This window comes from Palleronia pontilimi (genome assembly GCF_016412875.1).
Classification (GTDB): Bacteria; Pseudomonadota; Alphaproteobacteria; order Rhodobacterales; family Rhodobacteraceae; genus Palleronia; species Palleronia pontilimi.
Genome location: NZ_JAEKPD010000007.1, coordinates 149,049 through 175,474, shown reverse-complemented (window position 1 = coordinate 175,474; position 26,426 = coordinate 149,049). Strand labels below are relative to the sequence as shown.

The 26,426-nt window shown below is 68.8% G+C and carries 26 protein-coding genes; 13 read left to right on the top strand and 13 right to left on the bottom strand.

Features of this window, described 5'->3' with window-relative positions; genetic code table 11:
• Positions 1-49: 49 nt before the first annotated feature.
• Positions 50-1,732, bottom strand: a complete 1,683-nt coding sequence (locus tag ILP92_RS08010) for an NAD(P)H-dependent oxidoreductase subunit E (RefSeq protein ID WP_198915860.1) — start codon at positions 1,730-1,732, stop codon at positions 50-52.
• Between the two features lie 194 nt (positions 1,733-1,926).
• Between ILP92_RS08010 and ILP92_RS08005 the strand changes: the two genes are divergently transcribed.
• Both ILP92_RS08005 and ILP92_RS08000 read left to right on the top strand, forming a co-directional pair.
• Positions 1,927-2,976, top strand: coding sequence for an alkane 1-monooxygenase (locus ILP92_RS08005; protein ID WP_198915859.1), 1,050 nt, complete (start codon positions 1,927-1,929; stop codon positions 2,974-2,976).
• 43 nt (positions 2,977-3,019) lie between these two features.
• Positions 3,020-3,412 (top strand): hypothetical protein, encoded by a 393-nt coding sequence (locus ILP92_RS08000; protein ID WP_198915858.1) that lies wholly within the window; start codon positions 3,020-3,022, stop codon positions 3,410-3,412.
• Positions 3,413-3,473: 61 nt separating this feature from the next.
• On the opposite strand, the gene xseA is transcribed toward ILP92_RS08000, so the two are convergent.
• Positions 3,474-5,021, bottom strand: a complete 1,548-nt coding sequence (xseA, locus tag ILP92_RS07995; protein ID WP_198915857.1) for an exodeoxyribonuclease VII large subunit — start codon at positions 5,019-5,021, stop codon at positions 3,474-3,476.
• Between the two features lie 37 nt (positions 5,022-5,058).
• Positions 5,059-5,259, bottom strand: a complete 201-nt coding sequence (locus tag ILP92_RS07990; protein WP_198915856.1) for a hypothetical protein — start codon at positions 5,257-5,259, stop codon at positions 5,059-5,061.
• 168 nt (positions 5,260-5,427) lie between these two features.
• Here ILP92_RS07990 and purD point away from each other — a divergent pair, with 168 nt between their 5' ends.
• From purD to ILP92_RS07975, 3 genes are all read left to right on the top strand, one after another.
• Positions 5,428-6,696: a phosphoribosylamine--glycine ligase gene (gene purD / locus ILP92_RS07985; RefSeq protein ID WP_198915855.1), complete on the top strand. Its 1,269-nt coding sequence runs from the start codon at positions 5,428-5,430 to the stop codon at positions 6,694-6,696.
• Positions 6,697-6,787: 91 nt separating this feature from the next.
• Positions 6,788-7,366 carry a nitroreductase family protein gene (locus tag ILP92_RS07980; protein WP_198916014.1) on the top strand — a complete coding sequence of 193 codons (579 nt, stop codon included), beginning with the start codon at positions 6,788-6,790 and terminating at the stop codon, positions 7,364-7,366.
• Positions 7,363-8,091 (top strand): EI24 domain-containing protein, encoded by a 729-nt coding sequence (locus ILP92_RS07975; RefSeq protein ID WP_198915854.1) that lies wholly within the window; start codon positions 7,363-7,365, stop codon positions 8,089-8,091. The genes ILP92_RS07980 and ILP92_RS07975 overlap by 4 nt, the downstream gene beginning before the upstream one ends.
• Here ILP92_RS07975 and ILP92_RS07970 read toward each other — a convergent pair.
• The gene (locus tag ILP92_RS07970) at positions 8,021-8,317 is read right to left on the bottom strand and encodes a DUF1467 family protein (protein ID WP_198915853.1); all 297 of its coding nucleotides are present in this window, start codon (positions 8,315-8,317) and stop codon (positions 8,021-8,023) included. The genes ILP92_RS07975 and ILP92_RS07970 overlap by 71 nt on opposite strands.
• Positions 8,314-8,718 carry a methylmalonyl-CoA epimerase gene (mce, locus tag ILP92_RS07965; RefSeq protein ID WP_198915852.1) on the bottom strand — a complete coding sequence of 135 codons (405 nt, stop codon included), beginning with the start codon at positions 8,716-8,718 and terminating at the stop codon, positions 8,314-8,316. The genes ILP92_RS07970 and mce overlap by 4 nt, the downstream gene beginning before the upstream one ends.
• 147 nt (positions 8,719-8,865) lie before the next feature.
• Here mce and ILP92_RS07960 point away from each other — a divergent pair, with 147 nt between their 5' ends.
• Together ILP92_RS07960 and ILP92_RS18705 are read left to right on the top strand one after the other, a co-directional pair.
• Positions 8,866-9,579: a response regulator transcription factor gene (locus ILP92_RS07960; protein WP_198915851.1), complete on the top strand. Its 714-nt coding sequence runs from the start codon at positions 8,866-8,868 to the stop codon at positions 9,577-9,579.
• Positions 9,580-9,719: 140 nt separating this feature from the next.
• The gene (locus tag ILP92_RS18705) at positions 9,720-9,851 is read left to right on the top strand and encodes a hypothetical protein (RefSeq protein ID WP_268968506.1); all 132 of its coding nucleotides are present in this window, start codon (positions 9,720-9,722) and stop codon (positions 9,849-9,851) included.
• 70 nt (positions 9,852-9,921) lie between these two features.
• Here the strand turns inward: ILP92_RS18705 and ILP92_RS07955 are convergent, their stop codons facing one another.
• The 3 genes from ILP92_RS07955 to aspS form a co-directional block, all read right to left on the bottom strand.
• Positions 9,922-11,121: a DUF1501 domain-containing protein gene (locus tag ILP92_RS07955; RefSeq protein WP_198915850.1), complete on the bottom strand. Its 1,200-nt coding sequence runs from the start codon at positions 11,119-11,121 to the stop codon at positions 9,922-9,924.
• Between the two features lie 9 nt (positions 11,122-11,130).
• Entirely contained in the window at positions 11,131-12,495 is a 1,365-nt protein-coding gene (locus ILP92_RS07950; RefSeq protein ID WP_198915849.1) for a DUF1800 domain-containing protein, read from the bottom strand.
• A 96-nt stretch (positions 12,496-12,591) separates the two neighbouring features.
• A complete protein-coding gene (aspS, locus tag ILP92_RS07945; RefSeq protein ID WP_198915848.1) occupies positions 12,592-14,529 on the bottom strand; it encodes an aspartate--tRNA ligase in 1,938 nt (645 codons plus the stop codon).
• Positions 14,530-14,730: 201 nt separating this feature from the next.
• Between aspS and ILP92_RS07940 the strand changes: the two genes are divergently transcribed.
• From ILP92_RS07940 to ILP92_RS07920, 5 genes are all read left to right on the top strand, one after another.
• Positions 14,731-15,927, top strand: a complete 1,197-nt coding sequence (locus tag ILP92_RS07940) for an SAM-dependent methyltransferase (protein WP_198915847.1) — start codon at positions 14,731-14,733, stop codon at positions 15,925-15,927.
• Positions 15,928-16,010: 83 nt separating this feature from the next.
• On the top strand, positions 16,011-17,291 hold the full coding sequence (locus ILP92_RS07935; protein WP_198915846.1) for a glycosyltransferase family 87 protein: 1,281 nt from the start codon (positions 16,011-16,013) through the stop codon (positions 17,289-17,291).
• Positions 17,292-17,351: 60 nt separating this feature from the next.
• On the top strand, positions 17,352-20,642 hold the full coding sequence (carB, locus tag ILP92_RS07930; RefSeq protein ID WP_198915845.1) for a carbamoyl-phosphate synthase large subunit: 3,291 nt from the start codon (positions 17,352-17,354) through the stop codon (positions 20,640-20,642).
• Between the two features lie 137 nt (positions 20,643-20,779).
• Positions 20,780-21,274 (top strand): fasciclin domain-containing protein, encoded by a 495-nt coding sequence (locus ILP92_RS07925; protein ID WP_198915844.1) that lies wholly within the window; start codon positions 20,780-20,782, stop codon positions 21,272-21,274.
• A 43-nt stretch (positions 21,275-21,317) separates the two neighbouring features.
• On the top strand, positions 21,318-21,908 hold the full coding sequence (locus ILP92_RS07920) for a thymidine kinase (RefSeq protein WP_198915843.1): 591 nt from the start codon (positions 21,318-21,320) through the stop codon (positions 21,906-21,908).
• On the opposite strand, the gene ILP92_RS07915 is transcribed toward ILP92_RS07920, so the two are convergent.
• From ILP92_RS07915 to ILP92_RS07900, 4 genes are read right to left on the bottom strand one after another with little or no spacing between them, the layout of a single operon-like run.
• Positions 21,905-22,849, bottom strand: a complete 945-nt coding sequence (locus ILP92_RS07915) for a 2-hydroxyacid dehydrogenase (RefSeq protein WP_198915842.1) — start codon at positions 22,847-22,849, stop codon at positions 21,905-21,907. The two genes, ILP92_RS07920 and ILP92_RS07915, sit on opposite strands and share 4 nt — an antisense overlap.
• Positions 22,846-23,181 (bottom strand): tRNA-binding protein, encoded by a 336-nt coding sequence (locus ILP92_RS07910; protein WP_198915841.1) that lies wholly within the window; start codon positions 23,179-23,181, stop codon positions 22,846-22,848. Before ILP92_RS07910 ends, ILP92_RS07915 begins: the two co-directional genes overlap by 4 nt.
• Positions 23,178-23,981 (bottom strand): pyrroline-5-carboxylate reductase, encoded by an 804-nt coding sequence (gene proC / locus ILP92_RS07905; RefSeq protein ID WP_198915840.1) that lies wholly within the window; start codon positions 23,979-23,981, stop codon positions 23,178-23,180. The genes ILP92_RS07910 and proC overlap by 4 nt, the downstream gene beginning before the upstream one ends.
• A gap of 50 nt (positions 23,982-24,031) precedes the next feature.
• Positions 24,032-24,424, bottom strand: a complete 393-nt coding sequence (locus ILP92_RS07900) for a hypothetical protein (protein WP_198915839.1) — start codon at positions 24,422-24,424, stop codon at positions 24,032-24,034.
• 133 nt (positions 24,425-24,557) lie between these two features.
• On the opposite strand from ILP92_RS07900, the gene ILP92_RS07895 reads away from it, so the two are divergent.
• The gene (locus tag ILP92_RS07895; protein ID WP_368667857.1) at positions 24,558-25,796 is read left to right on the top strand and encodes an MFS transporter; all 1,239 of its coding nucleotides are present in this window, start codon (positions 24,558-24,560) and stop codon (positions 25,794-25,796) included.
• Here ILP92_RS07895 and ILP92_RS07890 read toward each other — a convergent pair.
• Complete coding sequence (locus ILP92_RS07890) at positions 25,793-26,296, bottom strand: type III secretion system chaperone family protein (protein ID WP_198915837.1); 504 nt, start codon at positions 26,294-26,296, stop codon at positions 25,793-25,795. The two genes, ILP92_RS07895 and ILP92_RS07890, sit on opposite strands and share 4 nt — an antisense overlap.
• Between the last annotated feature and the right edge of the window lie 130 nt (positions 26,297-26,426).

Here is a 26,426-nt window from a genome sequence, read left to right as displayed (position 1 = left end):
TTGGGTGTCACTTAGGACACCCTTGCGCCGGTGAAAAGCCGCGCGGGCCTCAGATCTCGTCGGGGAAGTGCTTCATCACCAGCCGAATCGGGTTCGGCGCCGCCTGCCCCAGCCCGCAGATCGACGCGTCGGTCATCACGGTGCACAGATCGTCCAGAAGCTCGGTGTCCCAGCGATCCGCCTGCATCAGCTTGACGGCCTTTTCGCAGCCGTTGCGGCACGGCGTGCACTGGCCGCAGCTTTCATCCTCGAAGAAGCGCAGCATGTTCAGCGCGGCGGCGCGGGCGCTATCCTGGTCCGACAGCACCACCACGGCGGCCGAGCCGATGAAGGTGCCGTGCTCCTGCAGGCAGTCGAAATCCATGGGGATGTCGTCCATCGACGCGGGCAGCAGGCCCGAGGACGGGCCACCCGGCTGGTAGGCCTTGAATATATGGCCCTCGGCCATGCCGCCCGCCGCGGCGATGATGTCGGTGATCGTCGATCCCGCGGGCAGGACATGGACGCCGGGCTTGGCGACGCGGCCCGACACCGAATAGCTGCGCAGCCCCTTGCGGCCGTTCTTTTCCACGCCGGTCAGGATCTTCTTGCCCTCGCGCAGCACGCGGGTGACCCAGTAGAGCGTTTCGACATTGTTCACGAGCGTCGGCCGCCCGAACAGGCCCACTTGCGCGACATAGGGCGGGCGGTGGCGCGGATAGCCGCGCTTGCCTTCCAGCGATTCGATCATCGCGCTTTCTTCGCCGCAGATATAGCTGCCCGCGCCGCGGCGCAGGACCAGGTAGCCAGGCTCGACGATGCCGGCGTCTTCCAGCGCGGCGATCTCGCGGCGCAGGATCTCGACCGAGGCCGGGTATTCGTCGCGCATATAGATGTAGATCCGCTCGGCCTCGACCGCCCAGGCGGCGATCAGCATGCCTTCGAACATCAGGTGCGGCGCGGTCTCCATCACCGCGCGGTCCTTGAAGGTGCCCGGCTCGCCCTCGTCGGCGTTGACGGCCATCAGGCGCGGGCCCGCATTGGCGCGCACGAAGCCCCATTTCTTGCCCGTGGGAAAGCCCGCGCCGCCCAGTCCGCGCACGCCCGCATCGAGCAGGCTCTGCTGCACCTCTTCCCAGTCGCCGCTATCGCGCAATGTCGCATAAGTGCTGTAACCGCCGTCTTGGCGGTAGGCATCCAGCCCTTCATAGTCGGGAATGTGCACATGGGTGTCGCCGGTGGCGATGGCGTCGCGCACCATTTCGGGGGTCGCGAAGTCCAGGTGGTTGTGGCCCAGCTCGACCACCGGGGCGGTGTCGCAGCGGCCCATGCAGGGCGCGCGCAGCACGCGCAGCTCGGACGGATCGAACCCGTCTTTCAGCGCCTGTTTCAGCGCCTGCGCCCCGGCCAGCTCGCAGGCCAGCGAATCGCAGACCCGCACGGTCAGCGCGGGCGGCGGTGCCTCGCCTTCCTTCACCAGGTCGAAATGGGCGTAGAAGCTCGCGACCTCCCACAGCTCGGCCTGGGGCAGCTTCATCTCTTCGCCCAGCGCGCGCAGGTGCGCGGCGCTCAAGTGGCCGTATTCATCCTGGATGAGATGCAGGAACTCGATCAGCATGTCGCGGTCGCGGGGCCGGTCGCCCAGCAGCGCGCGCACTTGCGACCAGGCGTCGTCGTCGAGCTGGCGCCCCTTCGGCGTGACCCGGCCCTTGCCCCGCCCGCGTTTCCAGACGCCGTCCTTGTTGTCGAGCATGGTGCCGCCTTTCTGCTGCCGTGGCCCAAGGGATAGCGCGCCATGGGCTGCACGCTCCACCCAAAAGCGACGCATGGGCGATCACAAAAGGCGGGGGTCGGCGAAATCATCCCGCGCGGCCACGATGTCGCGCGGACTATCCCGGCCCGGCCTTTCGTGGCATGGTCGCGCGGTTTGCAACCGGGAGAGTTCGGATGGGTCCGAAACCGGCCTTCTGGGTGGCCACGCTGCTGCCGCTGATCTGTCTTTGTGCCGGGGTGATCTGGTCGGGCGCCTGGCCGGTGCTGGCGCTACTGAGCATGACGCTGGTGGTCCGACTGCTGGACCGGCTGGGGGCCGATTTGGACAGCGACGAGGGTGTCGAGTTTCCCGCCGACACGGGTCTGGCCGTCGTGCTGGGCGTGGGACAGCTGGTGCTTCTGGCGGCCATGGTCTGGCACCTGTCGCGCGCCACCACGCCCGTCGCCGACCGGGCGCTGCTGTTCGCCGCCGCGGCGCTTTGGCTGGGGCAGGTCGGCAATTCCAACGCCCACGAGCTGATCCACAGGCCGCAGCGCGGGTTGCGGAGCTTGGGCAAGCTGCTGTTCGTGTCGGTGCTTTACGGCCACCACGCCTCGGCCCATCCGAAGGTGCACCACACCCACGTGGCGACGCCGAAGGATCCCGCGACGGCTAGGCTGGGCGAAAGCTTCTTCGCCTACGTGCCGCGCGCCTGGATCGGCGGCTTCGTCGCGGGCCAACGGGCCGAGGCGCGGATGCTGCAGGCGCGCCACGGCGCGGGCTGGTGGCGGCACGATCCCTATATCTTCTACGTGGGCGGCGCGCTGGGCTTCTGCGCGCTGGCGGCCTGGGTGGCGGGCCCCGGCGGGGTGCTGGTCTACCTGGCGCTGGCCGCCTGCGCGCAGCTGCAATTGCTGATGTCGGATTACGTCCAGCATTACGGGCTGCAGCGCGCCGAGATCGCGCCGGGCCGCTATGCGCCGGTGGGCTCGGCCCATAGCTGGAACGCGCCGCATTGGTATTCGGGCGCGCTGATGCTGCACGCGCCGCGCCATTCCGACCACCACGCCCATCCCGCGCGCCCGTTCCCGCAACTGACGCTGCCACCGCGGGACGTGGCGCCGCGCCTGCCCCGCTCGCTGCCGGTGATGGCCTGCGTGGCCTGCGTGCCGCCGCTGTGGCGGCGGATGATGGACCGGCGCGCGCAGGCCTGGGCCGCGCGCGCATCGGCCGATGCGGCCTGACGGCGACTGGCATCGCGCGCGCCCCTGTGGCATCCTGAGTGCTATGAAACACTTGATCCTGTCCCTGCTGCTCTGCGCCGCGCCCGCCCTGGCCGAAACGCCCATGACCGCGGCCGAATTCGAAGCCTACGTGGAGGGCAAGACGCTTTATTACGCGTCGGGCGGCGTGTCCTACGGGATCGAGGAATACCATCCGGGCCGCGAAGTCCGCTGGTCGTTCCTGGACGACGAGTGCAAGGAAGGCACCTGGTATCCGCAGGGCGACCAGATCTGTTTCGAATACACCGACGGCACGGGCCCGCAATGCTGGACGTTCTTCCTGGACGACGGCGGATTGCGGGCGCGATTCGGCGACGATCCGCCCGGAGCGGACCTGTATGAGACCCGCGCCAGCGACGAGCCGCTGAAATGTCCGGGACCGGCCCTGGGGGTTTGAGCGGCGGAGCGAGGGGCGCTGCCCCTCGCGCTCCCCGGGATATTTGTGAAAAGATGAAGGACTAGAGAAGCGTGCCCTGTTCGGGGGGCGGGGTCTTCTTGCGGGCGGGTTTGGGATCGGGCGCGGCGCCGGGTGTCATGCGGCCATCGCGGAACTCGATCTCGATGGCGCGGGCTTTCTTCGCGGATTTCGCGGTGGTGACGACGGCGCCGTCGCCGCGGACCACCGCGTAGCCCCGTTCGAGCGTCGCCTGGTAGCCCAGGCTGGCATGCAGCCGGTCGAGAGTGCCCAAGCGGCGGCGCTCGGTGTCGAGGCGGCGCTGGGTGGCGCGGGCCATGCGGGTTTGCAGGTCGTCCAAGTGTCGGCGCTGCCGTGCCGCGTCACGGGTGGGGGCGAGACGGGCCAGTTGCCGCGTCAGCTGGTCCAGCCGCTCGCGTCGCTGGGCGGCCGCGCGGCGCAGCAGCGGGCCCAGGCGCGCGGCGGTCTGGTCCGCGCGACGGCGCTTGTCGGCGAGCCCCTGGCGCAGGGTCGCGGGGCGCAGCCCGCCCGACAGTTCCGACAGGCGCGCGCGGCGCAGCGCCACGGTGCCGCGCAGGCCCGCGTCGAGCCGGTGCTCGGCCAGGTCGAGCCGTTGGCGCGCGGCCGACAGCAGCGTCTCGGGCCGCGGCAGGGCGCGGGCCAGGTCGGCCACGCGCTGGCGGCGGTCGGTTATCGTCCGGCTCAGGCCGCGCGACAGGCGGGCGCCCTGCCCGTCGAGCCAGGCCTGCAGTTCCAGCCGCACCGGCACCGCCAGCTCGGCGGCGGCGGTGGGGGTGGGCGCGCGCTTGTCCGAGGCGTAGTCGATCAGCGTGGTGTCGGTTTCGTGCCCCACGGCCGAGATCAGGGGGATGTCGCTGGCCGCCGCCGCGCGGGTGACGGCTTCCTCGTTGAAGCCCCACAGATCCTCGATCGAGCCGCCGCCGCGGGCCACGATGATGAGGTCGGGCCGCGGCAGCGGGCCGCCGGGGGTGAGCGCATTGAACCCGGCGATGGCGCGGGCGACCTGGGGGGCGCAGTCGCGGCCCTGCACGGCCACGGGCCAGACCAGCACCTTGCGCGGAAAGCGGTCGCGCAGGCGGTGCAGGATGTCGCGGATCACCGCCCCCGAGGGCGAGGTGACGACGCCGATCACGTCTGGTAGGAAGGGCAGCGGGCGCTTGCGCGACTCGTCGAAGAGCCCTTCGGCGGCCAGGGCCTTCTTGCGCTGCTCGAGCATCGCCATCAGTGCGCCGACGCCCGCGGGCCGCAGATCGTCCACGTTCAGCTGGTATTTCGACTGCGAGCCGAAGGTGGTCAGCCGACCGGTGGCGACGACCTCCATCCCCTCTTCGGGCTTGGTGGCGAGTGACGCGACCTGCCCCTTCCACGCGACTGAGGCCAGCACGTTCCGGTCGTCCTTGATGTCGAAGTAGAGATGCCCCGAGCGTGCGACGAAGACGCGCCCCACCTCGCCACGCACCCGGACGCGGCCGAATTCGCCTTCGAGCACGCGCTTTACCGCGCTCGAGATTTCCGAGACGGTGTATTCGTGCGCGTTCTCGCCCGGTTGCGGGTCGTCGATCAGGTCCATGGGACCGTTCTAGCGGGGCGCCCGGGGCACGAAAAGCTCAATCCGAGCAGTCCGCGCAGCAGGTCTGGCAGGGCGTCACCTTGTCGTACTGTTCGCGCGCGTGCTTCAGCCCGGTGTCGCAATTGGCGTAGTCGCCCAGCGCCTTGCGGTTCTCGGGGTTGGGCAGGAACTGGCAGGCCTCGGAATGCATGGCGTGGCTGCCGTCGTCGCGCTCGTCGGTGTTGACGTAGTATTTCATCTGGGATCTCCGTTTCGGGGTCGAACGCGCGAGTCCTGCCGGTGGTTGCGCCGGTCGCTCGCGACGGGGTCCAGGTATTTGGGGAAAGATGAAGCCCGGGACGAGGCGCTTCCAATCGCGGCGTGGCGCGCGTATTCGGTCGGCGACGGCGATTTGGGGGGCGGCGCGATGAACATCCTGATCCTTGGCAGCGGCGGGCGCGAGCATGCGCTGGCCTGGGCGGCGCTGCAGAATCCCAAATGCGACAGGCTGATCGTGGCGCCGGGCAATGCGGGCATCGCCGGGATCGCCGAGGTCGCCAAGCTCGACATCGAGGACGCCGAGACGGTGGCGTGGTTCGTGGCCGAGAATGCCGTCGATTTCGTCATCATCGGGCCCGAGGCGCCGCTGGCCAAGGGCGTGGCGGACCTGCTGCGCGCTTCGGGCGTGACGGTCTTCGGGCCCAATGCCGACGCGGCCATGGTCGAGACCTCGAAGACCTTCACCAAGGAGCTCTGCGACGTGGCGGGCGCGCCCACCGCCGCCTGGGCGCGCTTCGACGATGCGGATGCTGCGCGCGACTACGTGACGGCCCAGGGCGCGCCCATCGTCGTGAAGGCCGACGGGCTGGCCGCGGGCAAGGGCGTCATCGTGGCCGAGACGGTGGACGCGGCCCACGCCGCCATCGACGACATCCTGGGCGGCCAGTTCGGCGCGGCGGGCGCGTCGGTGGTGATCGAGGAGTTCATGCAGGGCGAAGAGGCGTCGTTCTTCGTTCTGGTGGACGGGACGGACGTGCTGCCCATCGGCACCGCGCAAGACCACAAGCGCGTGGGCGAAGGCGACACCGGTCCGAACACGGGCGGCATGGGGGCCTATTCCCCGGCGCCGGTGATGACGGACGCGGTGGCCGAGCGCGCGCTCGACCGGATCATCCGTCCCGTCGTCGACGAGCTGGCCCGGCGCGGCACGCCCTACAGCGGGGTGCTTTACGCGGGGCTGATGATCGCGGACGGCCAGCCACGGCTGGTGGAGTTCAACGCCCGGTTCGGCGATCCCGAGGCGCAGGTGCTGATGATGCGGCTGGGTGCGCAGGCGCTGGACCTGATGCAGGCCTGCGCCGAAGGCAGGCTGGCCGAGGCGCGCGTGAACTGGGCCGACGATCACGCGCTGACGGTGGTGATGGCGGCCGAGGGCTATCCCGGCAGCTACGAGAAGGGCACGCCCATCGGCGGGCTCGAGGCGCTGACCGGCACCTCGTCGCAGATGGTGTTCCACGCGGGCACGGCTTTGCGGGACGGCAAGCTCGTCGCCAGCGGCGGGCGCGTGCTGAACGTGACCGCGCGGGGCCAGGATCTGCAGCAGGCGCGCGCGCGGGCCTATGCCATGTGCGACGCCATCGACTGGCCGGGCGGCTTCTTCCGCCGCGATATCGGCTGGCGGGCGCTGGACGGCTAGGCGCGTCGGTGGGCTTGACCCGCCCCACGCGCGGCCCGACATGATACCCACGCCCCGCAGCCGGGACGCCAGGACCGAGGACACGACACCGATGCCCGACCCGAACCCCGCCGCGCTCGACTTCCTTCTGACGCGCCGCTCGCGCCCCGCCAAGACGCTGGGTCTGCCGGTGCCCGACCGCGCGGCGCTGGAGCCGATCCTGCAGGCGGGTTTGCGCAGCCCGGATCACGGCAAGCTCGAGCCCTGGCGCCTGCTCGTGCTGGAGGGGGCCGCGCTGATGCGCCTGGCGCAGCTGGTGCCCGACCGTGGCCTGGCGCTGCAAAAGACGCCAGAGGAAATCGCCAAGCAGGTGAAGCAATACGCGGATGCGATGTTGGCGGTCGCCGTCATCGCCTGCCCCGCACCGTCGCCCAAGGTGCCCGAGCGCGAGCAGGCGCTGTCGGCGGGTGCCGTCTGCCTGCAGCTTCTGAACGCGGCACTTGCCGCCGGGTGGGGCGCCAACTGGCTGAGCGGCTGGGCGTCGCACGATCCGGTCTTCGCGCGCGACGGGCTGGGCCTGGCCGACGGCGAATGGATCGCGGGCTTCATCCACATGGGCACCGAGACCAGCGCCCCGCCCGAGCGCCCGCGCCCCGACATGGACGCCAAGGTGAGCTGGATCAGCGCATGAGGGTCGTCGCCGACGCCGCCCGCGCCATCGGCCAGATGGGCGATCCGGCCTTCCGGCGGGTGCTGCTGCTGGGGGTCGGGCTGACCCTGGCGCTGCTGGCGGGCTTCATCGCGGCCTTCTTCTGGGGCGTGGCGTGGCTGATCCCCGACACGCTGAGCCTGCCCTGGATCGGGCCGATCACCTGGGTGGACGACGTGGTGTCGTGGTCGTCCGTGCCGCTGCTGCTGTTCCTGTCGAGCTTCCTGATGATCCCCACGGCCTCGGCCTTCACGGGGCTCTTTCTGGACGACGTGACCGACGCGGTCGAGGCGCGGCACTACCCCGCGCTGGCCCCTGCCCCGCGCCTGTCGCTGTCCGAGGGCGCGACGGACGCGCTGAAATTCCTGGGCGTCCTGCTGGGGGCGAACCTGGCGGCCTTCGTGCTTTACCTGGTGTTTCCGCCCTTCGCGCCGCTGATCTTCTTCGCCCTGAACGGCTACCTTTTGGGGCGCGAGTATTTCCAGCTGATCGCGGCGCGCCGCCTGGGTCCCAAGGGCGCGCGCCAGATGCGCCGCCGCCACGCGGGAAAGATCTGGGCGGCGGGCTGCCTGATGGCGGTGCCGCTGGTGGTGCCGCTCTTGGGGCTAGTGGTGCCGGTGCTGGGGGCGGCGACCTTCACCCATCTGTTTCACCGGCTGCCGGGACCGGATCCATCCGCTGGAACCAGTCGATATCGCGCACGCTGATTCCGCCGAACTGTATCACGCCCGCGATCAGCGCCCAGAGCACCACCGAGATCACGGTGACCTGCCGCGCCTTGCGCCACATGTCGGTGCGCGCCGGGCTGCCCGCATGGGTGCCCTTCAGGACGCGGCCTTCGTCGCCCTGGGTGCTCAGCCCCACGGGCAGCAGCACGAAGAGCACCATGAACCAGATCACGGCGAACAGCACGATGGCGGAGGTGATGCTCATACCTCTTCCAACTCGATCAGGCAGCCGTTGAAATCCTTGGGATGCAGGAACAGGACCGGCTTGCCATGGGCGCCGATCTTGGGGCTGCCGTCGCCCAGCACCCGCGCGCCCGTGGCCTGCAGCTTGTCGCGCGCGGCCAGGATGTCGTCGACCTCGTAGCACATGTGGTGGATGCCGCCCGACGGGTTCTTGTCCAGGAATCCGCGGATCGGAGAGTTGTCGCCCAGCGGATAGAGCAGCTCGACCTTGGTGTTGGGCAGGGTGATGAAGATCACCGTCACGCCGTGATCGGGCTCGTCCTGGGGCGGGCCCACATCGGCGCCCAGCGTGTCGCGGTATTGCGCGGCGGCGGCCTCCAGGTCGGGCACGGCGATGGCGATGTGGTTGAGGCGTCCGATCATGGGGCGCGTCCTTGTCGTTGAAAACCGTCGTCCGAATAAGCGGTGCGGCCAGCGCCCGCAACCGGCGCGATTGCCGCAACAGCGACGCCGTTAACCTTACCTTAGGATCGACCGATCTTAATTATGACAGCCGAATCGGAGAATGCGATGACCGACATCCTTGATGAGTTCCTGTTTCCCCGCCGCCCCACGGCCGAACGCCCGCTTCTGGGGCAGACGATCCTGGTGGTGGAAGACAGCCGCTACGCGGGCGAAACCATGCGCCTCATGTGCCTGCGCGGGGGGGCCCGGATCCGGCGTGCCGACAGCCTGCGCGCCGCCGCCCGCCACCTGTCGACCTATCGCCCCAGCGTGATCCTGGTGGATCTGGGGCTGCCGGACGGATCGGGGCTGGACCTGATCCGGCAGCTCTCGGGCTCGATCCCGCGGGTGCCGGTGCTGATGGCGCTGTCGGGCGATCCCTCCAACCGGGCCGAGGCGCTGAAGGCGGGCGCGGATGACTTCATGGAAAAGCCCTTCGGTTCGGTGGCGCAATTCCACGCCGCGATCCTGAACCGCCTGCCCGCCGACAAGCAACCCAGCGGCCTGCGCAGTGTCAGCGACGAAAGCGTCGAGGCGGGCGATGCCGCGCTGATCGACGACTATTCGCTGATCGGCGACCTCCTGGACAGCCAGGACGACACCCAGTCCCTGCGCTACGCGATCAGCTTCACGTCCAACCTGGCGCGCAGCACCGGCGATGCCGAGCTGCTGTCGGCCGCCGATGCGCTGCGGATCAAGGGGCTGACCGACGCGCGCGGCTGCGCGGCGCTGGCGGGCCTTGTTCAGAAACGCCTGAGCCAAAGCGCCATCGCGATCTGACACCCCCCGGATCGGACCCGATTGCGGGGGAATTGCCGCACCATTTCGCGATTCTCACCCCGACGCCGCCACAATTCGCCGCGATGTTCGATCTTGACCCGGAAGCCCGAGGCCCTCGCGACCACGAAAGGATGACGACGATGATGGACAGATTGGTGGACCAAGTGCTGAAGATGGAACAAAGCGCGCCCTTCCTGGACCGCGCCATGCTGAGCGTCGGTGTCTTTTCGCTGGCCCTGTCGCTTGCCGGAACGGTCCTGATCTACGCCTGATCCGACCGTCGCGCGCCGCAAGGGCGCGCTAAAGGCCTGAGCCGACCGCCGCGCGCCGCGCAAAGGCGTGCTACAGAATCGCCCCCGGATCGGCCCCCATGTCGAGGCCGGGAAACACGGTCCGTTCGAGCGCGCTGCGCTCGATCCCGAAGAGCCCCCGCATCGCCCAGGCCGCATGCGCGCGCACGTCCCGCGTGGGCATCAGGTCGCGCCGGTCGTACAGCGCCGCCTCGTCAAGGCCCGGCCAGTCGCCCAGCACCCTGCCGCCCCGGACCGCGCCCCCCGCCAGCAGCATCGCGCCCCCGGTGCCGTGATCCGTTCCGAAGGATCCGTTCAGCGCCACCGTGCGCCCGAACTCGGTCATGGCCAGCACGCAGGTCTTGTCCCAGACCGGCCCCAATCCGTCCCGCAGCACCAGGATCACGTCCGCAAGACGGCCGAGCGTGCCCACCAGGGCGCGGTCCTGGTTGCGATGGCTGTCCCAGCCGGGCACCGAAAACGACGCGATGCGTGTGTCGCCATAGAGCCGTTCGGCCGCGAAGGCCGCAAGGCCCTGTACCCGGCGCGCGCCCGTCTCGCCCAGCCGCGCCGCCACCGCGCGGCCCCGCGCGCTGTCCATGTCGGTCGCCGCCAGCTCGGCCAGCGCGATGGCCTGATCCGCCGTGTCGCGAAACAGCGGATCGTCGTGATAGACGTGCTCGAGCAGCAGGCGGCTCTGGGCCGAGACATCGAGCGCGGCATCAGGCGACCATTGGGCCACCTCGGCGGATCCGCGCAGGATCCGCAACTGGTCCCGCCCGATGGCATATGCCGTCTCGCCCTCGGTGCCCGCGCTGACCTGCAAGAGCCGGTTCAACCACCCGTCGCGCACCCGGCCGTCGGGCGCGGGCTCCGCGCTGCCCGCTTCCAGCAGGTCCTGCCCGTCGAAATGGCTGCGCTTGTCGCGGTAGGGGGTGCTGACCGCGTGGGCGAAGCCCAGCTGACCCGCGCGCCAGAGCGGCATCAGGTCCGACAGGTAGGGATGCAGCTCGAAATACCCGTCCAGCGGAAGGCCCGGACCGGTCCTGTCGATCAACCCGGCGCGCAAGCCCGCATAGGCCGGATCGCCCACCGGGCGCACGATGTCGAGCCCGTCCATCGCGCCGCGCAGCACGATCACCACCAGCCGCGCGTCCCAGGGTGCCGCGGCCAGCGACACCGATGTCATCCAGGGATGCGCCGCCGCCGAGCAGGCGACGGATTTCAGAAACGCGCGTCGTGTCGAAGCCATGCCAGTCCCCTACCTGCGAATGAAGGCGGGCGAGGCCAGCACCAGGCCGACCCCCTGCGCCCGCGTCTCGGCCGCCGAAACCGCCCAGACCAGGCGGTCATCCGCGATCGGCCCCAGGACCCGACCGACGAAGTCCCGCGGATCGGGCAGCGCGTCCAGCACCTGGCCCGGCTGCGCCATCGCCCAGCGGATACGCGTGGCCAGCCCTTGCGGGGTGATCCACGCGGCGGGATCTTCGGGCAGTCCGGCGGGGCTGACGGCGCGGAACGGCACCTGGCCCATGCCGCTCATGGGGCGTTCGACCACCCGCGACAGGCCGTTCTTGATCGCCAGAAGCCGGTCCGAGCCCACGCCGAGCCCGCGCAGCGCCGAGATGATGTAGTCGAAGGGCGGCTTCACCTTGCCCACCGGCGGCGCGACGGCCGCGGGGTGGTCGAGCAGCCCGGCCGTCACCGCCAGCAGATCGCCGCCGCTGCGCATCCAGATCCCCGCAAGATGCGCCACGAGGTCCGGATCGGCCGGGGCGCCGACGAAATGCACCGCCAGCTTGCGCGCCATGTGGCGCGCAGTGTCGGGGGCGATGGCCAGATCCTCGAGCGCCGCGTCGACCTCGGCCAGCTTCCCCGGACCCGCCGCGCCGTAGCTTCGGCCGAGCACGGTTTCGGGGCCCGGCTCGGACAGTCTTGGATCGTAGAAGAACCCCTTGGCGGGCGAAAAGCGCATCCCCGCCAGCAATTCGGCCATCTGGCGCACGTCGCGCTGGGTGTAGGCCGCGTCGACGCCCAGCGTGTGCAGCTCCAGCAGCTCGCGCGCGTAGTTCTCGTTCAGCCCGACACCGCGTTTCTGCCCCACGGGCGAGTTCGGCCCGACCGAGCTGACCTGATCGAGGTAGCTCAGCATCAGCGGATGGCGCGCGACGACCTTCAGCATGTCCGCGAAGCGCCCACCCACGTTGCGGCCGATCGCGCCATAAACGTAATCGCCCAGCGTCGATGTCAGGTTGCCGTTGCCGATGCGGATGGCGAAATGATCGGCCCAGAAATGGATCATCCGCTCGCGCAGCGGATGCGGCGTGTCCAGCGCGCGCAGGATGATGGCGGTCCGCGCCTGCCTGCCCAGGCGCTTCAGCGCGCGTTCGTGCTCTTTCGCGGACTCCTCAGCCGCGGCATCGCCCTTCTTTGCGCCCTTGCGGGCGCGGATCAGGGCGTTCATCTGGTCCAGCGCCAGGTCCATGCGCGGCACCGGGTGGGCGTCGTCCATGCCGTCGGGTGCGGTCAGCTGGGCCAACGCGATTTCGGGCGCGGACGGCGCGTCGGGGCCAAGCCCGTAGCCGAACCGGATGGCGGCGATGCTGGTCTTCAACTCGGGCGTCACGCGGGCGGGGTCCTTCAGCGGATGGCGCCCAGTCTAGCCGCGCCGAGCGCCGCGGCCCAGAGCTGTCCCGCCCCCGTGGCGGAACGCCGCGCGCCGTCAGCGTTCGGGCGGCAGGACGCGCAGGTGCAGGTCGCGCAGCTGGGCGGGGGTCGCTTCGGACGGCGCGTCCATCATCAGGTCCTGCGCCTGCTGGTTCATCGGGAACATGATGACTTCGCGGATGTTCTGCTCGTCGGCCAGCAGCATCACCATGCGGTCGATGCCCGCCGCGCAGCCCCCGTGGGGCGGCGCGCCGTACTGGAACGCGTTGACCATGCCGCCGAAGCGCTTGCGGACCTCGGACTCGTCGTAGCCCGCGATCTCGAAGGCCTTGAACATGATCTCGGGGCGGTGGTTCCGGATCGCGCCCGACACCAGCTCGTAGCCGTTGCAGGCCAGGTCGTACTGGTAGCCCAGCACGTCGAGCGGATCGCCGTCCAGCGCGTCCATCCCGCCCTGCGGCATGGAAAACGGGTTGTGCGAGAAGTCGATGCGGCCCTCGTCGTCCCGCTCGTACATCGGGAAATCGACGACCCAGCAAAAGGCGAAGCGGTCATTCTGGGTCAGGCCCAGCTCGTTGCCGATCACCACCCGGGCGCGGCCCGCAACACCTTCGAAATCCGCCGGTTTGCCGCCCAGGAAGAAGGCCGCGTCGCCCACGTCGAGGTGCAGCTGCTGACGGATCGCCTCGGTCCGTTCGGGGCCGATATTCTTGGCCAGCGGCCCGGCGGCCTCGTGGTGACCGAAGAAGGCGGACTTTAGGAATTTTGCCGTTTCTATATCACCATTCTCAACCGCAGATAGAATGCGGGTCTTTGCGGCTTCTAGTTTCGCATCTTCTAGTACGAGGTTATCGCTCCCGCCTTCCATCAATGCTTCAATTTTCCGAAGATTTTCAGCGTTTTCAGGCTTTTCCCGCCAGAAGATATAGCCCATGCCGGGCAGCCCCTGTTCCTGCGCGAACTTGTTCATCCGGTCGCAGAACTTGCGCGACCCGCCGCCGGGCGCGGGGATGGCGCGGATCTCGGTGCCCGCGTTGTTCAGCAGGTTGGCGAAGATGGCGAAGCCCGAGTCGCGGAAATGGTCGCTGACCACCTGCATCTTGATCGGGTTGCGCAGGTCGGGCTTGTCGGTGCCGTACCACAAAGCCGCGTCGCGGTAGCTGATCCGCTTCCACACCTGGTCGACCGTGTGGCCGCCGCCGAACCGCTCGAAGCAGCCCTTGATGACCGGCTCGATGGTGGCGAAGACGTCTTCCTGCTCGACGAAGGACATCTCCATGTCGAGCTGGTAGAAATCGGTGGGCGAGCGGTCGGCGCGCGGGTCTTCGTCGCGGAAGCAGGGCGCGATCTGGAAATACTTGTCGAAGCCCGACACCATGATGAGCTGCTTGAACTGCTGGGGCGCCTGGGGCAGCGCGTAGAACCGGCCCGGATGCAGGCGCGACGGCACCAAGAAGTCGCGCGCGCCCTCGGGCGACGACGCGGTGATGATCGGCGTCTGGAACTCGTTGAAGCCCTGCGCCCACATCCGCTCGCGCAGGTCGCGCACCACGTCCGAGCGCAGGATCATGTTGTCGTGCAGGCCCTGCCTGCGCAGGTCCAGGAAGCGGTATTTCAGGCGCGTTTCCTCGGGGTAGTCCTGTTCGCCGAAGACCGGCAGCGGCAACTCGCCGGCCTTGCCCAACACTTCCAGCCCGCGGGCGAAGACCTCGATCTCGCCGGTGGGGATCTTGGGGTTCACCAGCTCGGGGTCGCGCGCCTTCACCGTCCCGTCGATGCGGATGCACCATTCGGCGCGCACCTTTTCCATGTCGGCGAAAGCCGGGCTGTCGGAATCGCAGATCACCTGGGTCATGCCGTAATGGTCGCGCAGGTCGACGAACAGCACGCCGCCATGGTCGCGCACCCGGTGCACCCAGCCCGCCAGGCGCACGTCCTCACCCACATTGGCCTTGCCCAGGTCGGCACAGGTATGGCTGCGATAGGCGTGCATGGCGTCCTCACTCTTGTCGAAACGGTTTGCGGCATTGACCCGCCCGCAAGCGGGAAGTCAACCCGAACCCCGGGGTCCGGCCGCCGATCCGCCGCGGCCCCGCGCGGCACCCCTTGATTTCGCGCAATTTTCCAGCACGTTAACCCTATAGGTAAAGGTAAGGCTGCGCCCGCAGGACGGGCAGACATCGGAGGCAAGCGCATGTGGGATCGGATGTTCGAACAGCTGGTGCGCGACATTTTCCACGACGGAACCCTGCACGTGACGCTGCCCTCGGGGCACCGCTTCACCGCCGGGTCCGGCACGCCCGAGATCGCCGTCACCCTGTCCGATCCCAGCCTGCCCCGCCGGATCGTCGTCAATCCCGACATGGGGCTCGGCGAAGGCTACATGGATGGCGGGCTGACCATCGAGGGCGACGACCTGCGCGGGCTTCTGGACCTGGGGCTGCGCAATGTCTGGAATGGCCACGACGTCTGGACCCACCGGCTGCAGAACAAGGTGCGTCGCGTGCTGCGCCCCATCGGCCAGCTGAACCCGGCCGCCCGCGCCAAGGCCAACGTGGCGCATCATTACGACCTGTCGTCCGAGCTTTACGGCCTGTTCCTGGACGACGACCGGCAATACAGCTGCGCCTATTTCAAGTCCGACGACGACACGCTGGAACAGGCCCAGGCCCAGAAGAAGGCCCATATCGCGCGCAAGCTGCTGCTCGAGCCGGGGATGGAGGTGCTGGATATCGGCTGTGGCTGGGGCGGCATGGCGCTGACGCTGGCGCAGGATTTCGGCGCGCAAGTGACCGGCGTGACCCTGTCCGAAGAGCAGGCGGCCTATGCCCGGGCCCGCATCGGCGACGCGGGCCTCGAGGACCGCGTGACCATCGAGCTGCGCGACTACCGCGCGCTGGACCGCAGCTTCGACCGGATCGTGTCGGTGGGCATGTTCGAACACGTGGGCGTGCCCCATTACGACGAATATTTCGCCCGCGTCCACGACATGCTGCGCCCCGACGGCGTCGCGCTGATCCACACGATCGGTCGGACCGAGCCGCCCGGCGCCACGTCGCCCTGGATCGCGAAGTACATCTTCCCGGGCGGCTACGTGCCCGCCCTGTCGGAAATGGCAGCCGCGTTCGAGCGGCAGGGCCTGGGGCTGACCGACCTGGAAGTGTGGCGGCTGCACTACGCCAAGACCCTGCGCCACTGGGAAGAGCGGTTCAACGCGGGCATCGACCGCGCCCGCGCGCTTTACGACGACCGGTTCTGCCGGATGTGGCGCTACTACCTGATCGCGTCCGAACTGACGTTCCTGCACGGCCAGCAATCCGTCTTCCAGGCGCAGCTGAGCCACCGCAAGGACGCGGTGCCGATCACCCGCGACTATCTCTGCCCGGCCTGAGCGCCCGTTCCGGCAACTCTGCCCCCGAACCGCACCGCTTTGGCCACGAAGTGGACACGGTGATGGGCGAAAGGGGCGAGAACATGATACGCCCGACCGCGCCCCCCGGCGACCGCCGCCTTGTCCATCTCGTCCTGCTCGCCGGGGTGGCGTGGCTTTGCTTGCAGGCGGCCATGATGCAGCCGACCTCTGCCGACCTGCTGGCGCTGTGGCTGGCAGCCTCGGCGCTGGCCGATGGCGCGCCCGAGCTGGTCTATGCCTCTGGCGACCTTTTCACCCTGCGCCCGCCGCCCGACTGGACCGCCATGGCGGTCGCTGCGGGCTATGCCGGACCGGTCTATCCCTATCTCTACCCGCCGCTCTGGGCCGCGCTGCTGGCCCCGTTTACTTCGCTCGTGTCCTTCACGGCCTTCGCGGGCGCGATGCACGCGGTGCATGTGGCGCTGATCGCGGCGATGGTGTGGCTTGCCTGGCGCGCCGCGGGCCGCGTGCTGCCGCTGGCCGGGTTTCTTTTCGCGGGCCTCGCGATCATCCATTTAAGCTATGCGGGCGCCATCGCTCTGTCGGTGGGTCAGCCGCAGATCTGGGTGGCGTTCCTGACGGTGCTGGCCATCGAGCGGCTGGGCGCCGGACGGCAGGCCGCCTCGGGCGCGGCGCTGGCGGTGGCCACGGCGCTGAAGCTCTATCCGCTGGTCTTCACGGTCGCCTATCTGGCGCGGGGCGACTGGCGCGCGCTTGGCAGCTTTGCCGTGACGGGCGGGGCGCTGGGCCTTCTGTCGCTGGCGCTGGGCGGCCCCGCACTGCACGCGGCGTTTCTGGGCCAGATCGCCGCCGTATCGCAAACCGCGATCACGCTGCCGCTGAATTTCGCGCTGGACGGCATCGTCGCCCATGCGCTGGGGGCGGGAAAGATGGTCGAGACCGTGCTTACGCCCGGCCATATCGGCCCCAATGGCGGCATCGGCGTCACCGCGAAACCTCCGCTCTGGGGATTAATTGGCAAGGCGGCGCTGCTAGCGGTGCTGGCCGCCGCCGCGCTGGCGTTCCGCCGAAGGCCCGGCGACGTGATGCTCTGGCCCGCGATGATGGTGGGCGTATCGCTGCTGGCGCCGCTGGCCTGGGGCTATCACTTCCTGGCCGCGCTGGCCTTCGCGCCCGCTCTGATCCCGCGTTGGGGCGTCGCGCCGGTGCTGCTGTTGTTCGCTCCGCTCTCGGTGAGTTTGTTGCAGATCGACGCGCTGGCCGTGCCCCTCCTGCGCCACCTGTCCGTCATCGGCGCGGTGGCCATGACCCTGTTCGCGCTGGCCTGTCTCTGGCGGCCCGTCCCGACCGGCCGCCGTCTTCCCGCGGCCCAGCCCCGATAGCGCTTGCGCCCCTTCGGCCCATGGCTATAACCCCGGACGATTTGCCCGAGGAGCTGCGCCATGCCCAAACGCACCGATATCCAGTCCATCATGATCATCGGCGCGGGGCCCATCGTCATCGGGCAGGCCTGCGAATTCGACTACTCGGGCGCGCAAGCCTGCAAGGCGCTGCGCGAAGAAGGCTACCGGGTGATCCTGGTGAACTCGAACCCGGCGACGATCATGACCGATCCGGGCCTGGCCGACGCCACCTATATCGAGCCGATCACCCCCGAAATCGTCGCCAAGATCATCGCCAAGGAAAAGCCCGACGCGCTGCTGCCCACCATGGGCGGGCAGACCGGGCTGAACACCGCCCTGGCGCTGGAGGAAATGGGCGTGCTGGCCGAGCACGGGGTCGAGATGATCGGCGCGCGCCGCGAGGCGATCCAGATGGCCGAGGACCGCAAGCTCTTCCGCGAGGCGATGGACCGGCTGGGGCTGGAAAACCCGAAAGCCACCATCGCCAACACCATGGACGAATGCATGGCCGCGCTGGAACACGTGGGCCTGCCCGCGATCATCCGCCCCGCCTTCACGCTGGGCGGCACCGGCGGCGGCGTGGCCTATAACCGCGACGACTACGCGCGGATCTGCAAGGGCGGTCTGGACGCGTCGCCGGTCAGCCAGATCCTGATCGACGAGTCGCTGCTGGGCTGGAAGGAATTCGAGATGGAAGTCGTGCGCGACCGCGCCGACAACGCCATCATCGTCTGCGCCATCGAAAACATCGACCCCATGGGCGTGCATACCGGCGACAGCATCACCGTGGCCCCGGCGCTGACGCTGACGGACAAGGAATACCAGATGATGCGCTCGGCCAGCATCGCCGTGCTGCGCGAAATCGGGGTCGAGACGGGCGGATCCAACGTGCAATGGGCCGTGAACCCCGCCGACGGCCGCATGGTGGTGATCGAGATGAACCCGCGGGTGTCGCGCTCGTCGGCGCTGGCGTCCAAGGCCACCGGGTTTCCCATCGCCAAGATCGCCGCCAAGCTGGCCGTGGGCTACCTGCTGGACGAGCTCGACAACGACATCACCGGCGTGACGCCCGCGTCCTTCGAGCCGAGCATCGACTACGTGGTCACCAAGATCCCGAAATTCGCGTTCGAGAAATTCCCCGGCGCGACCCCCGACCTGACCACCGCCATGAAATCCGTGGGCGAGGCCATGGCCATCGGCCGCAGCTTCCACGAATCGCTGCAAAAGGCGCTGGCGTCCATGGAATCGGGGCTGACCGGCCTCGATGACATCCATATCGACGGCGCGCCCGACCGCGCGTCGATCATGGCGGCGCTCAGCCAGCAGACCCCCGACCGCATCCGCGTCATCGCCCAGGCCATGCGCCACGGCCTGCCCGACGACGACATCAATGCCGTGACCCATTTCGATCCGTGGTTCCTGGCCCGCATCCGCGAGATCGTCGACACCGAGGCGCGGGTGAAGGCCGGTGGGCTGCCCACGGACGAGGACGGTCTGCGCGCGCTGAAGATGATGGGCTTCACCGACGCGCGGCTGGCCACGCTGACGGGCCGCGACGAGGAAAACGTCCGCCGCGCGCGCCGCAACCTGGGCGTCCACGCCGTCTTCAAGCGCATCGACACCTGCGCCGCCGAGTTCGAGGCGCAGACGCCCTACATGTATTCGACCTACGAGCATCCCGTCATGGGCGACGTGGAATGCGAATCGCGCCCCACCGACGCCAAGAAGGTCGTGATCCTGGGCGGTGGCCCCAACCGGATCGGCCAGGGGATTGAGTTCGACTATTGCTGCTGTCACGCCTGTTTCGCGCTGACCGACGCGGGCTACGAGACGATCATGGTCAACTGCAACCCCGAGACGGTCAGCACCGATTACGACACCTCGGACCGGCTTTATTTCGAGCCGCTGACCTTTGAGCACGTCATGGAAATCCTGCGCGTCGAACAGGACAATGGCACGCTGCACGGCGTCATCGTGCAGTTCGGCGGCCAGACCCCGCTGAAGCTGGCCAATGCCTTGCAGGACGCGAATATCCCGATCCTCGGCACGTCGCCCGACGCCATCGACCTGGCCGAGGACCGCGAGCGGTTCCAGGCCATGCTGCACGAGCTCGGGCTGCGCCAGCCGACCAACGGGCTGGCCCGCTCGGACGAGGAAGCGAAGGCCATCGCGGCCCAGGTGGGCTATCCGCTGGTGATCCGCCCGTCCTACGTGCTGGGCGGCCGCGCCATGGAAATCGTGCGCGACGACGACCACCTGGCCCGCTACATCCGCGACGCGGTGAACGTGTCGGGCAAGAACCCGGTGCTGCTGGACAGCTACCTGACCGGCGCGGTCGAGGTGGACGTGGATTGCCTGAGCGACGGCACGGACGTCCACGTGGCAGGCGTCATGCAGCATATCGAAGAGGCGGGCGTGCATTCCGGCGACAGCGCGTGCTCGCTGCCGCCCTACACGCTGGCGGCCGAGACCATCGCCGAGATGGAGCGCCAGACCAAGGCCATGGCCCTGAAACTGGGCGTCGTGGGCCTGATGAACGTGCAATTCGCCATCAAGGACGGCGAGATCTTCGTGCTGGAAGTGAACCCCCGCGCGTCGCGCACCGTGCCCTTCGTCGCCAAGGCCACTGACTCAGCTATCGCGTCCATCGCGGCGCGGCTGATGGCGGGCGAAAAGCTCAGCGATTTCCCGCACCGCGACCCCTACCCCGATGGTACGGGCCCGGGCGAAACCGTGCCCATCGCCGATCCGCTGACCCTGGCCAACCCGGCGATGCCGTGGTTCTCGGTCAAGGAATCGGTGCTGCCCTTCGCGCGCTTCCCCGGCGTCGACACGCTGCTCGGCCCCGAAATGCGCTCGACCGGCGAGGTGATGGGCTGGGACCGCGACTTCCCCACCGCCTTCCTGAAGGCGCAGATGGGCGCGGGCGTGCACCTGCCCACCGACGGCTGCGCCTTCCTGTCGATCAAGGAGGCCGACAAGACCGACCAGCTTCTGGACACCGCCCGCATCCTGACCGACCTGGGCCTGACGATCACCGCCACGCGCGGCACCGCGGCCTTCCTGAAGGAGGCCGGGATCGCGTCGAACGTGGTCAACAAGGTCTATGAGGGCGGTCGCACCATCGTCGACGTGATGAAGGACGGCGGAATCTCGCTGGTCATGAACACCACCGAAGGTGCGCAGGCCGTGGAAGATAGCCGGTCCATGCGCAACGTCGCGCTGATGGACAGAATCCCTTATTACACGACGCTTGCGGGCTGCCACGCGGCCGCCCAGGCCATGCGCGCGCGGGTCCACGGCGATATCGAGGTGCGATCGCTCCAGTGACCCTGTGATACGGGGTCGCTGTAACATTCATGACAATCCCGTGGGTCCGTTCGACCCTGCCCGTGACCAGTTTACCTAGCGTCACGTTGCGTGCCGGGAGATAGAAGGCGCGCCTTTTCAACTCGAAAGGATGCACCATGAACAGACGTCAGACCCTGAAAACGCTCGCGCTCGGCACCGTCGCCGCCTTCGGCCTGTCCGCCTGCGTGACCACCGCCGGCGGCGATGACATCGTCGATGTCGCGTCGGCGAACCCCGATTTCTCGACCCTCGTGGCCGCCCTGGACGCCGCCGACCTGGTCGGCACGCTGCAGGGCCCCGGCCCCTTCACCGTGTTCGCGCCGACCAACGCCGCCTTCGCGGCCCTGCCCGCGGGCACGGTCGACAATTTGCTTCTGCCCGAGAACAAGGACCAGCTGGTAAAGGTGCTGACCTACCACGTGGTGCCCGGCGCCGTGACCTCGGACCAGCTGGCCGGTCAGCGCGCGGCCGTGGCGACCGTGCAGGGCCAGACCGTGACCATCGACGGCACCAACGGCGTGCTGGTCAACGACGCGGCGGTCACGACCGCCGATATCATGGCCACGAACGGCGTGATCCACGTGATCGACACGGTGCTGCTGCCGAACTGATCCGCGGTTGAAGCGGTCCGGCCATGGCGCTAATTCCGGCGCCATGGCCAAGCTCTATTTCCACTATTCCACCATGAACGCGGGCAAATCGACGCTGCTTTTGCAGGCGTCGCACAACTACCGCGAACGCGGCATGGAAACCCGCCTGCTGACGACCCGCACCGACAACCGCGCGGGCGATGGCCGGATCGGCAGCCGCATCGGCATCTCGGCCGAGGCCGACACCTGCGGGCCCGGGGACGATTTGTTCGACCGCGCGAAGATGTGGCTGCAAGACGCTGACATCGCTTGCATTTTCGTGGACGAGGCGCAGTTCCTGACGCCCGATCAGGTCTGGCAGCTGGCCCGCGTGACCGACGACCTGGGCGTGCCCGTCATGTGCTACGGGCTGCGCGTGGACTTCCAGGGGCGGCTGTTCCCGGCCTCGGCCGCGCTTCTGGCCTGGGCCGACGACCTGCGCGAGGTGCGCACGATCTGCCATTGCGGGCGCAAGGCCACCATGGTGGTGCGGCGCGACGCCGAGGGCCGGGTGCTGACCCAAGGCGCGCAGGTGCAGGTGGGCGGGAACGAGACCTACGTGTCGCTCTGCCGCCGCCACTGGCGCGATGCCATGAACGGGGCCAGCCCGGTCTAAAGCTGGTGCGGCAGCGGCGCGTCCTTCGCGAAGGCGCGCAGGTCTTCCAGGATCACCTCGCCCATCAGCACCCGCACATCCATCACCGACGTGCCCATATGCGGCAGCAGCACCACGTTTTCCATCGCCTTCAGCGCGTCGGGCACGTGCGGCTCGTGCTCGTAGACGTCCAGCCCCGCGCCCGCGATGGTGCCATCCTGCAGGGCCGCGATCAGCGCCGTCTCGTCCACCACGTCGCCGCGCGCGATGTTGACCAGATGCGCGTCGGGCCGCATGGCCGCCAGCACCTGCGCGTCGATCATGTGATGCGTCTCGGGCGAGGCCGGGACGGCCAGGACAAGAATGTCGACCGCCGCGGCCAGTTTTCGCAGGTCGTCAACCTGCCGCGCCGGGAAATCCAGGTCATCGACCCGCGAGCGGTTGAAGAACGACACCTCCATGCCGAAGCCGTGGTGGCACCGCGCGGCGATGGCGCGGCCAATGCGGCCCATGCCGACTACGCCCAGATGCGCGCCCGTGACGTGCCCGCCCAGCAGGTCGCCCGGATGCCAGCCGTCCCAGTCGCCCGCGCGCAGGCGGCGCTCGCCCTCGCCCGCGCGGCGGCGGGCCGCCAGGATCAGCGTCAGGGCGATGTCGGCCGTCCCGTCGGTCACGGCGCCCGGCGTGTTGGTCACGGCGACGCCCTTGGCGCGCGCGGCCTCGACGGCGATGTGGTTGTAGCCGACGCCGTAATTGGCGATCAGCCCGCAGCGCGGATCGCCCTCGAACGCGTCTTCGGACAGGTCGTCGCCGATGCAGCAGAGCATCGCGTCGTAGTCGGCCATCCGGTGGCGCGCCTCGGCGGCGCTCAGCGGCTTGTCCTCGTGCGTGACGTCGTAGATCTCGCGCAACGCGGCGAAGGTCTGGTCGGGCACCCAGCGGCTGACGAAAAGCGTCTTCAATGCATCCGCCCCCCGTCCGGCACGCGCTGGTCTGGCGCGATCAGCACGACCTCGCCATCCGGGTCGGGCAGGCCCAGCACCAGCACCTCGGATTTCACCGGGCCGATCTGTCGCGGCGGGAAGTTCACCACCGCCAGCACCTGTCGGCCCACCAGCGCGTCGGGCGTGTAATGCGCGGTGACCTGGGCCGAGCTGCGCCGCTCGCCCAGATCGCCGCCGAAATCGACCCAGAGCTTGATGGCGGGCTTGCGCGCCTCGGGGAACGGCTCGGCGCGGGTGACGGTGCCGACCCTGATGTCCAGCTTTAAGAAGTCGTCGTAAGTAACTGTCATCCCTTGAGTTCCCGCGACCGATCAGCCGCCGCGGCCACGGTCCGCTTCACCAGGTCCGGCAGGTCCGCCATCAGCACCTTCAGCCCCGCCTCGGTGGTGCCGTTGGGCGATGTAACGTCGACCCGCAACTGCCCGGGATCCTTGGGGGAATTCTCGGCCAGGTGACCCGCGCCGCCGACCGTGGCCTTGGCCAGCGCAAGCGCCAGCTCGGCGTCGAGGCCCTGCGCCTCGCCCGCCTGCGCCAGGCATTCGATCATGTGAAACACGTAGGCAGGCCCCGAGCCCGACACCGCCGTCACCGCGTCCATTTGGTCTTCGCTGTCCAGCCGCACGGTCTGGCCCACCGCCTGTAGCAGCTTTTCGGCCAGCGGCAGCGACGGTGCGCCCTTGGCATTGGCGACCAGCGCGGTGATGCCCCGGCCCACCGCGGCGGGCGTGTTGGGCATGGCGCGGATCACCGGCGTCGCGTCGCCCAGGAGCGCTTCGTATTTCGCGATGGCCGTGCCCGCGGCCACCGACAGGAACACGGTCTTGCCGTTGCCGAGCGCCCGCAATTCGGGCAGCGCGTCGTCCATCATCTGCGGCTTCACGGCAACCAGCACCATGGCGGGGGCGTCGGGCAGGCTTTGGTTCAGGTGCAGCCCGTCGAGGCCCTGCAGCCAGTCGGACGGTTTCGGATCGCGCACCCAGACATGGTGCGGCTCGAGCGCTCCCGCCAGCCAGCCTTCCAGCATGGCCGAGCCCATCTTGCCGCAGCCCAGAAGCACCAGCCCCCGGTCTTTCAGATCGTCCATATCCATGCGCGTCCCCCTGTCTGCCTAAGGCAAACATGCAGCCACGCGCCCGGCAATCAAGAGTTGGGTTTGACCGGGCGTGCCATCTCGCGCAGCCACGAGGTCATCTTCCAGCGGATCAGGTAGTCCTGCGTATATGTCCGGTAGGGCACCCCGAGCGATTGCGCGACCGTGCGCACCCGCAGCTCGAAGGGCCCTTCGCGCCCGTCGGTGTCGATCATCACGACCATGGGCGTCTTGCCCGTCAGCTCGGACGCGAACAGGGCCTGCTGGACCGAATCGAGCGACGAGCGCTTGTCCTTGCCGACCTCGACCACTTGGGTGTCGGTTTCGCAATCGACCCTTATGCGGTGCAGGTCGTAGCCCACGGAATAGGGGTGCGAGACTTCGGCCTCACCCCCCAGGATGAGCGAACACAGGATCGCCGCCAGTTCCGTTTCGTATGCCATGCACACCCGCTACATCGGACGCGGGCCGCGCGTCTTGGTGAAACCGGTGTAAACCTTAACAAAAGGTTAACGAAAAGTTAACGGGCGATTTGCGCGGACCGAGGGGGCGCGCTGCGGGCCTGCGACAAATGGTGTGGGACATGGATCCGGTCCGGCGCGCCCTGAGTTTCGGGCGAAACGGAGACGCGCCATCACCTATTTCAAAAGCCTTTCCGCCGCCGGTTTCGCCGCGACCGCCATCGCGTTCGGCCCCGCCCGCATGGGGTTCGGTCTGTTCGTGCCCGAGTTCCGAGACGACTTCGCCCTGTCCACGACGCTGGTCGGCATCGTGTCCAGCGTCGGCTTCTTCGGGTTCCTTCTGGGCCTGGTCTTCGCCCAGCTCCTGTTGCTGCGCCGAGGTCCGGAAGCGCCCGTGCTGACGGGATTGACCTGCGCGACGCTGGGCATCGCGCTGGTGGCCCTGGCTCCGAACGTATGGGTCCTTGCGCTCGGCGTTTGTCTCGCGGCATCCAGCGCGGGCTTCGACTGGACCCCGTTCAACGACGCGGTCAGCCGCAAGGTGCAGGCGGGATGGCAGCCGGTGGCGCTGTCGGGCATCAGCAGCGGCACCGCCATCGGCATCGCGCTGGCTGGCACCTGCGCATTGGGCATGGTGCTGTTTGGCCTGTCGTGGCGCATCGTCTGGGCTGGCTTCGCCGTGGCCGCGGCGCTGGTCCTGATCGGCAACTGGGCGGCCCTGCGCCAAGTCGAACGCGCGGCCGACACCGCCATCGACTGGCGGACGGTCCTGCGCCGCGACGCGATCCCCCTTTACGTGGTCGGCTTTGTCTTCGGCATCGTGTCGGCCAATTACCTGTCCTTCGCCGCGGACCACATGCGCAGCCGGGGCGGCCCGCCCGGCCTGCCGGTCAAGGCCATCCCCGCCGCCATCTTCGTGACCTACGGGCTGTTCGGCTTGTCGGGCCTTCTGACCGAATCCGTGACGCGCCGCGTCGGCCAGACCTGGCTGCTGCGCGCCCTGATGGTGTCGGGGGCGGTATCGCTGGCGCTGGTGGTCCTGGCGCCGGGGACCTGGTGGGGCTTCGTCGCCTCCGCGGGCCTGCAGGGAATCCACGTGATGATGGTCAGTGCCGTGCTGTCCTTCTGGTGCGCGCGGATCTTTCCGGCCCTGCCCTCGCTGGGCTTCACCGCCGCCCTTGTCGTCACGGCGATCGGCAGCGTTCTGGGCCCGGCCCTTGGCGGGATCGTTTCAGACAGCTTCGGTCCCGCCGCGCTGTTCCTGGGCAGCGCGGCGTTCCCGGCCTTGGCTGCCCTGTGGCTAAGGGCCGAACATGCGCGCCCGGCCAAGGCCCAGGGGACGGCGCACGCCTAGGCGCGTCCGTAAGCCTCGGCGATGGCGACCTGAAGCGCCTCGTCGGGGGTGCGTCCGCCCCAGCCCACCAGTTGGAAGGCCGGGTAGAACCGCTCGGCCGCGCCCACGGCCGCCGCGATCATCCGGTCGATCTGCTCGGGGCTCGCGATCTGGCCACCCGCCAGCACCAGCCCGTAGCGATAGACCATCAGCCGCGGCTCGGCCCAGTAGGTGAAAGCACCCGCCCAGACATTGTCGTTGGCGCCGTTCAGCACCTCGTAGATCGACTGCAGCCGATCCTGGGGCGGCTCCATCTCGAAGGTGCAGATCAGCCGGAGCGTTTCGTCCTGCGGCGCCCAGGCCAGCGTCAGCGAGTAGTTGCGCCATTGGCCCTGCACCATCATGGCGATCTGGTCCTCGGCGACCCGGTCGAATTCCCAGTCGTGGTACTCGGCAAGATGTTCGACGATGTCGATCGGATCCAAATCGTCGGTTTGGAAATACTGCTCGGTCAGCGACATGCGCGGCCTCGTTTTTTGCGCCCCGGCCTTGATGGCGCTAGGGCTTGGTGGCTGCTCAAGGACAAGCGGCGTTCTGCGTTCGTCCTTACAAGATATGGTGTGGGAAGGGGCTGGACCTGTCCAGTCCTTA

Bases quoted from the DNA above. Each gene is read 5' to 3' on its own strand.
- xseA (WP_198915857.1), bottom strand. From the start codon at position 5,021: ATGGACCTGATCGACGACCCGCAACCGGGCGAGAACGCGCACGAATAC.
- ILP92_RS07910 (WP_198915841.1), bottom strand. From the start codon at position 23,181: ATGACAGTTACTTACGACGACTTCTTAAAGCTGGACATCAGGGTCGGC.
- ILP92_RS07890 (WP_198915837.1), bottom strand. From the start codon at position 26,296: ATGTCGCTGACCGAGCAGTATTTCCAAACCGACGATTTGGATCCGATC.
- ILP92_RS07990 (WP_198915856.1), bottom strand. From the start codon at position 5,259: ATGAAATACTACGTCAACACCGACGAGCGCGACGACGGCAGCCACGCC.
- ILP92_RS07980 (WP_198916014.1), top strand. From the start codon at position 6,788: ATGCCCGACCCGAACCCCGCCGCGCTCGACTTCCTTCTGACGCGCCGC.
- proC (WP_198915840.1), bottom strand. From the start codon at position 23,981: ATGGATATGGACGATCTGAAAGACCGGGGGCTGGTGCTTCTGGGCTGC.
- ILP92_RS07935 (WP_198915846.1), top strand. From the start codon at position 16,011: ATGATACGCCCGACCGCGCCCCCCGGCGACCGCCGCCTTGTCCATCTC.
- ILP92_RS07970 (WP_198915853.1), bottom strand. From the start codon at position 8,317: ATGAGCATCACCTCCGCCATCGTGCTGTTCGCCGTGATCTGGTTCATG.
- purD (WP_198915855.1), top strand. From the start codon at position 5,428: ATGAACATCCTGATCCTTGGCAGCGGCGGGCGCGAGCATGCGCTGGCC.
- ILP92_RS07955 (WP_198915850.1), bottom strand. From the start codon at position 11,121: ATGGCTTCGACACGACGCGCGTTTCTGAAATCCGTCGCCTGCTCGGCG.
- ILP92_RS07975 (WP_198915854.1), top strand. From the start codon at position 7,363: ATGAGGGTCGTCGCCGACGCCGCCCGCGCCATCGGCCAGATGGGCGAT.
- mce (WP_198915852.1), bottom strand. From the start codon at position 8,718: ATGATCGGACGCCTCAACCACATCGCCATCGCCGTGCCCGACCTGGAG.
- ILP92_RS07940 (WP_198915847.1), top strand. From the start codon at position 14,731: ATGTGGGATCGGATGTTCGAACAGCTGGTGCGCGACATTTTCCACGAC.
- ILP92_RS07900 (WP_198915839.1), bottom strand. From the start codon at position 24,424: ATGGCATACGAAACGGAACTGGCGGCGATCCTGTGTTCGCTCATCCTG.
- ILP92_RS08005 (WP_198915859.1), top strand. From the start codon at position 1,927: ATGGGTCCGAAACCGGCCTTCTGGGTGGCCACGCTGCTGCCGCTGATC.
- carB (WP_198915845.1), top strand. From the start codon at position 17,352: ATGCCCAAACGCACCGATATCCAGTCCATCATGATCATCGGCGCGGGG.
- ILP92_RS07920 (WP_198915843.1), top strand. From the start codon at position 21,318: ATGGCCAAGCTCTATTTCCACTATTCCACCATGAACGCGGGCAAATCG.
- aspS (WP_198915848.1), bottom strand. From the start codon at position 14,529: ATGCACGCCTATCGCAGCCATACCTGTGCCGACCTGGGCAAGGCCAAT.
- ILP92_RS07960 (WP_198915851.1), top strand. From the start codon at position 8,866: ATGACCGACATCCTTGATGAGTTCCTGTTTCCCCGCCGCCCCACGGCC.
- ILP92_RS18705 (WP_268968506.1), top strand. From the start codon at position 9,720: ATGATGGACAGATTGGTGGACCAAGTGCTGAAGATGGAACAAAGCGCG.
- ILP92_RS08000 (WP_198915858.1), top strand. From the start codon at position 3,020: ATGAAACACTTGATCCTGTCCCTGCTGCTCTGCGCCGCGCCCGCCCTG.
- ILP92_RS07925 (WP_198915844.1), top strand. From the start codon at position 20,780: ATGAACAGACGTCAGACCCTGAAAACGCTCGCGCTCGGCACCGTCGCC.
- ILP92_RS08010 (WP_198915860.1), bottom strand. From the start codon at position 1,732: ATGCTCGACAACAAGGACGGCGTCTGGAAACGCGGGCGGGGCAAGGGC.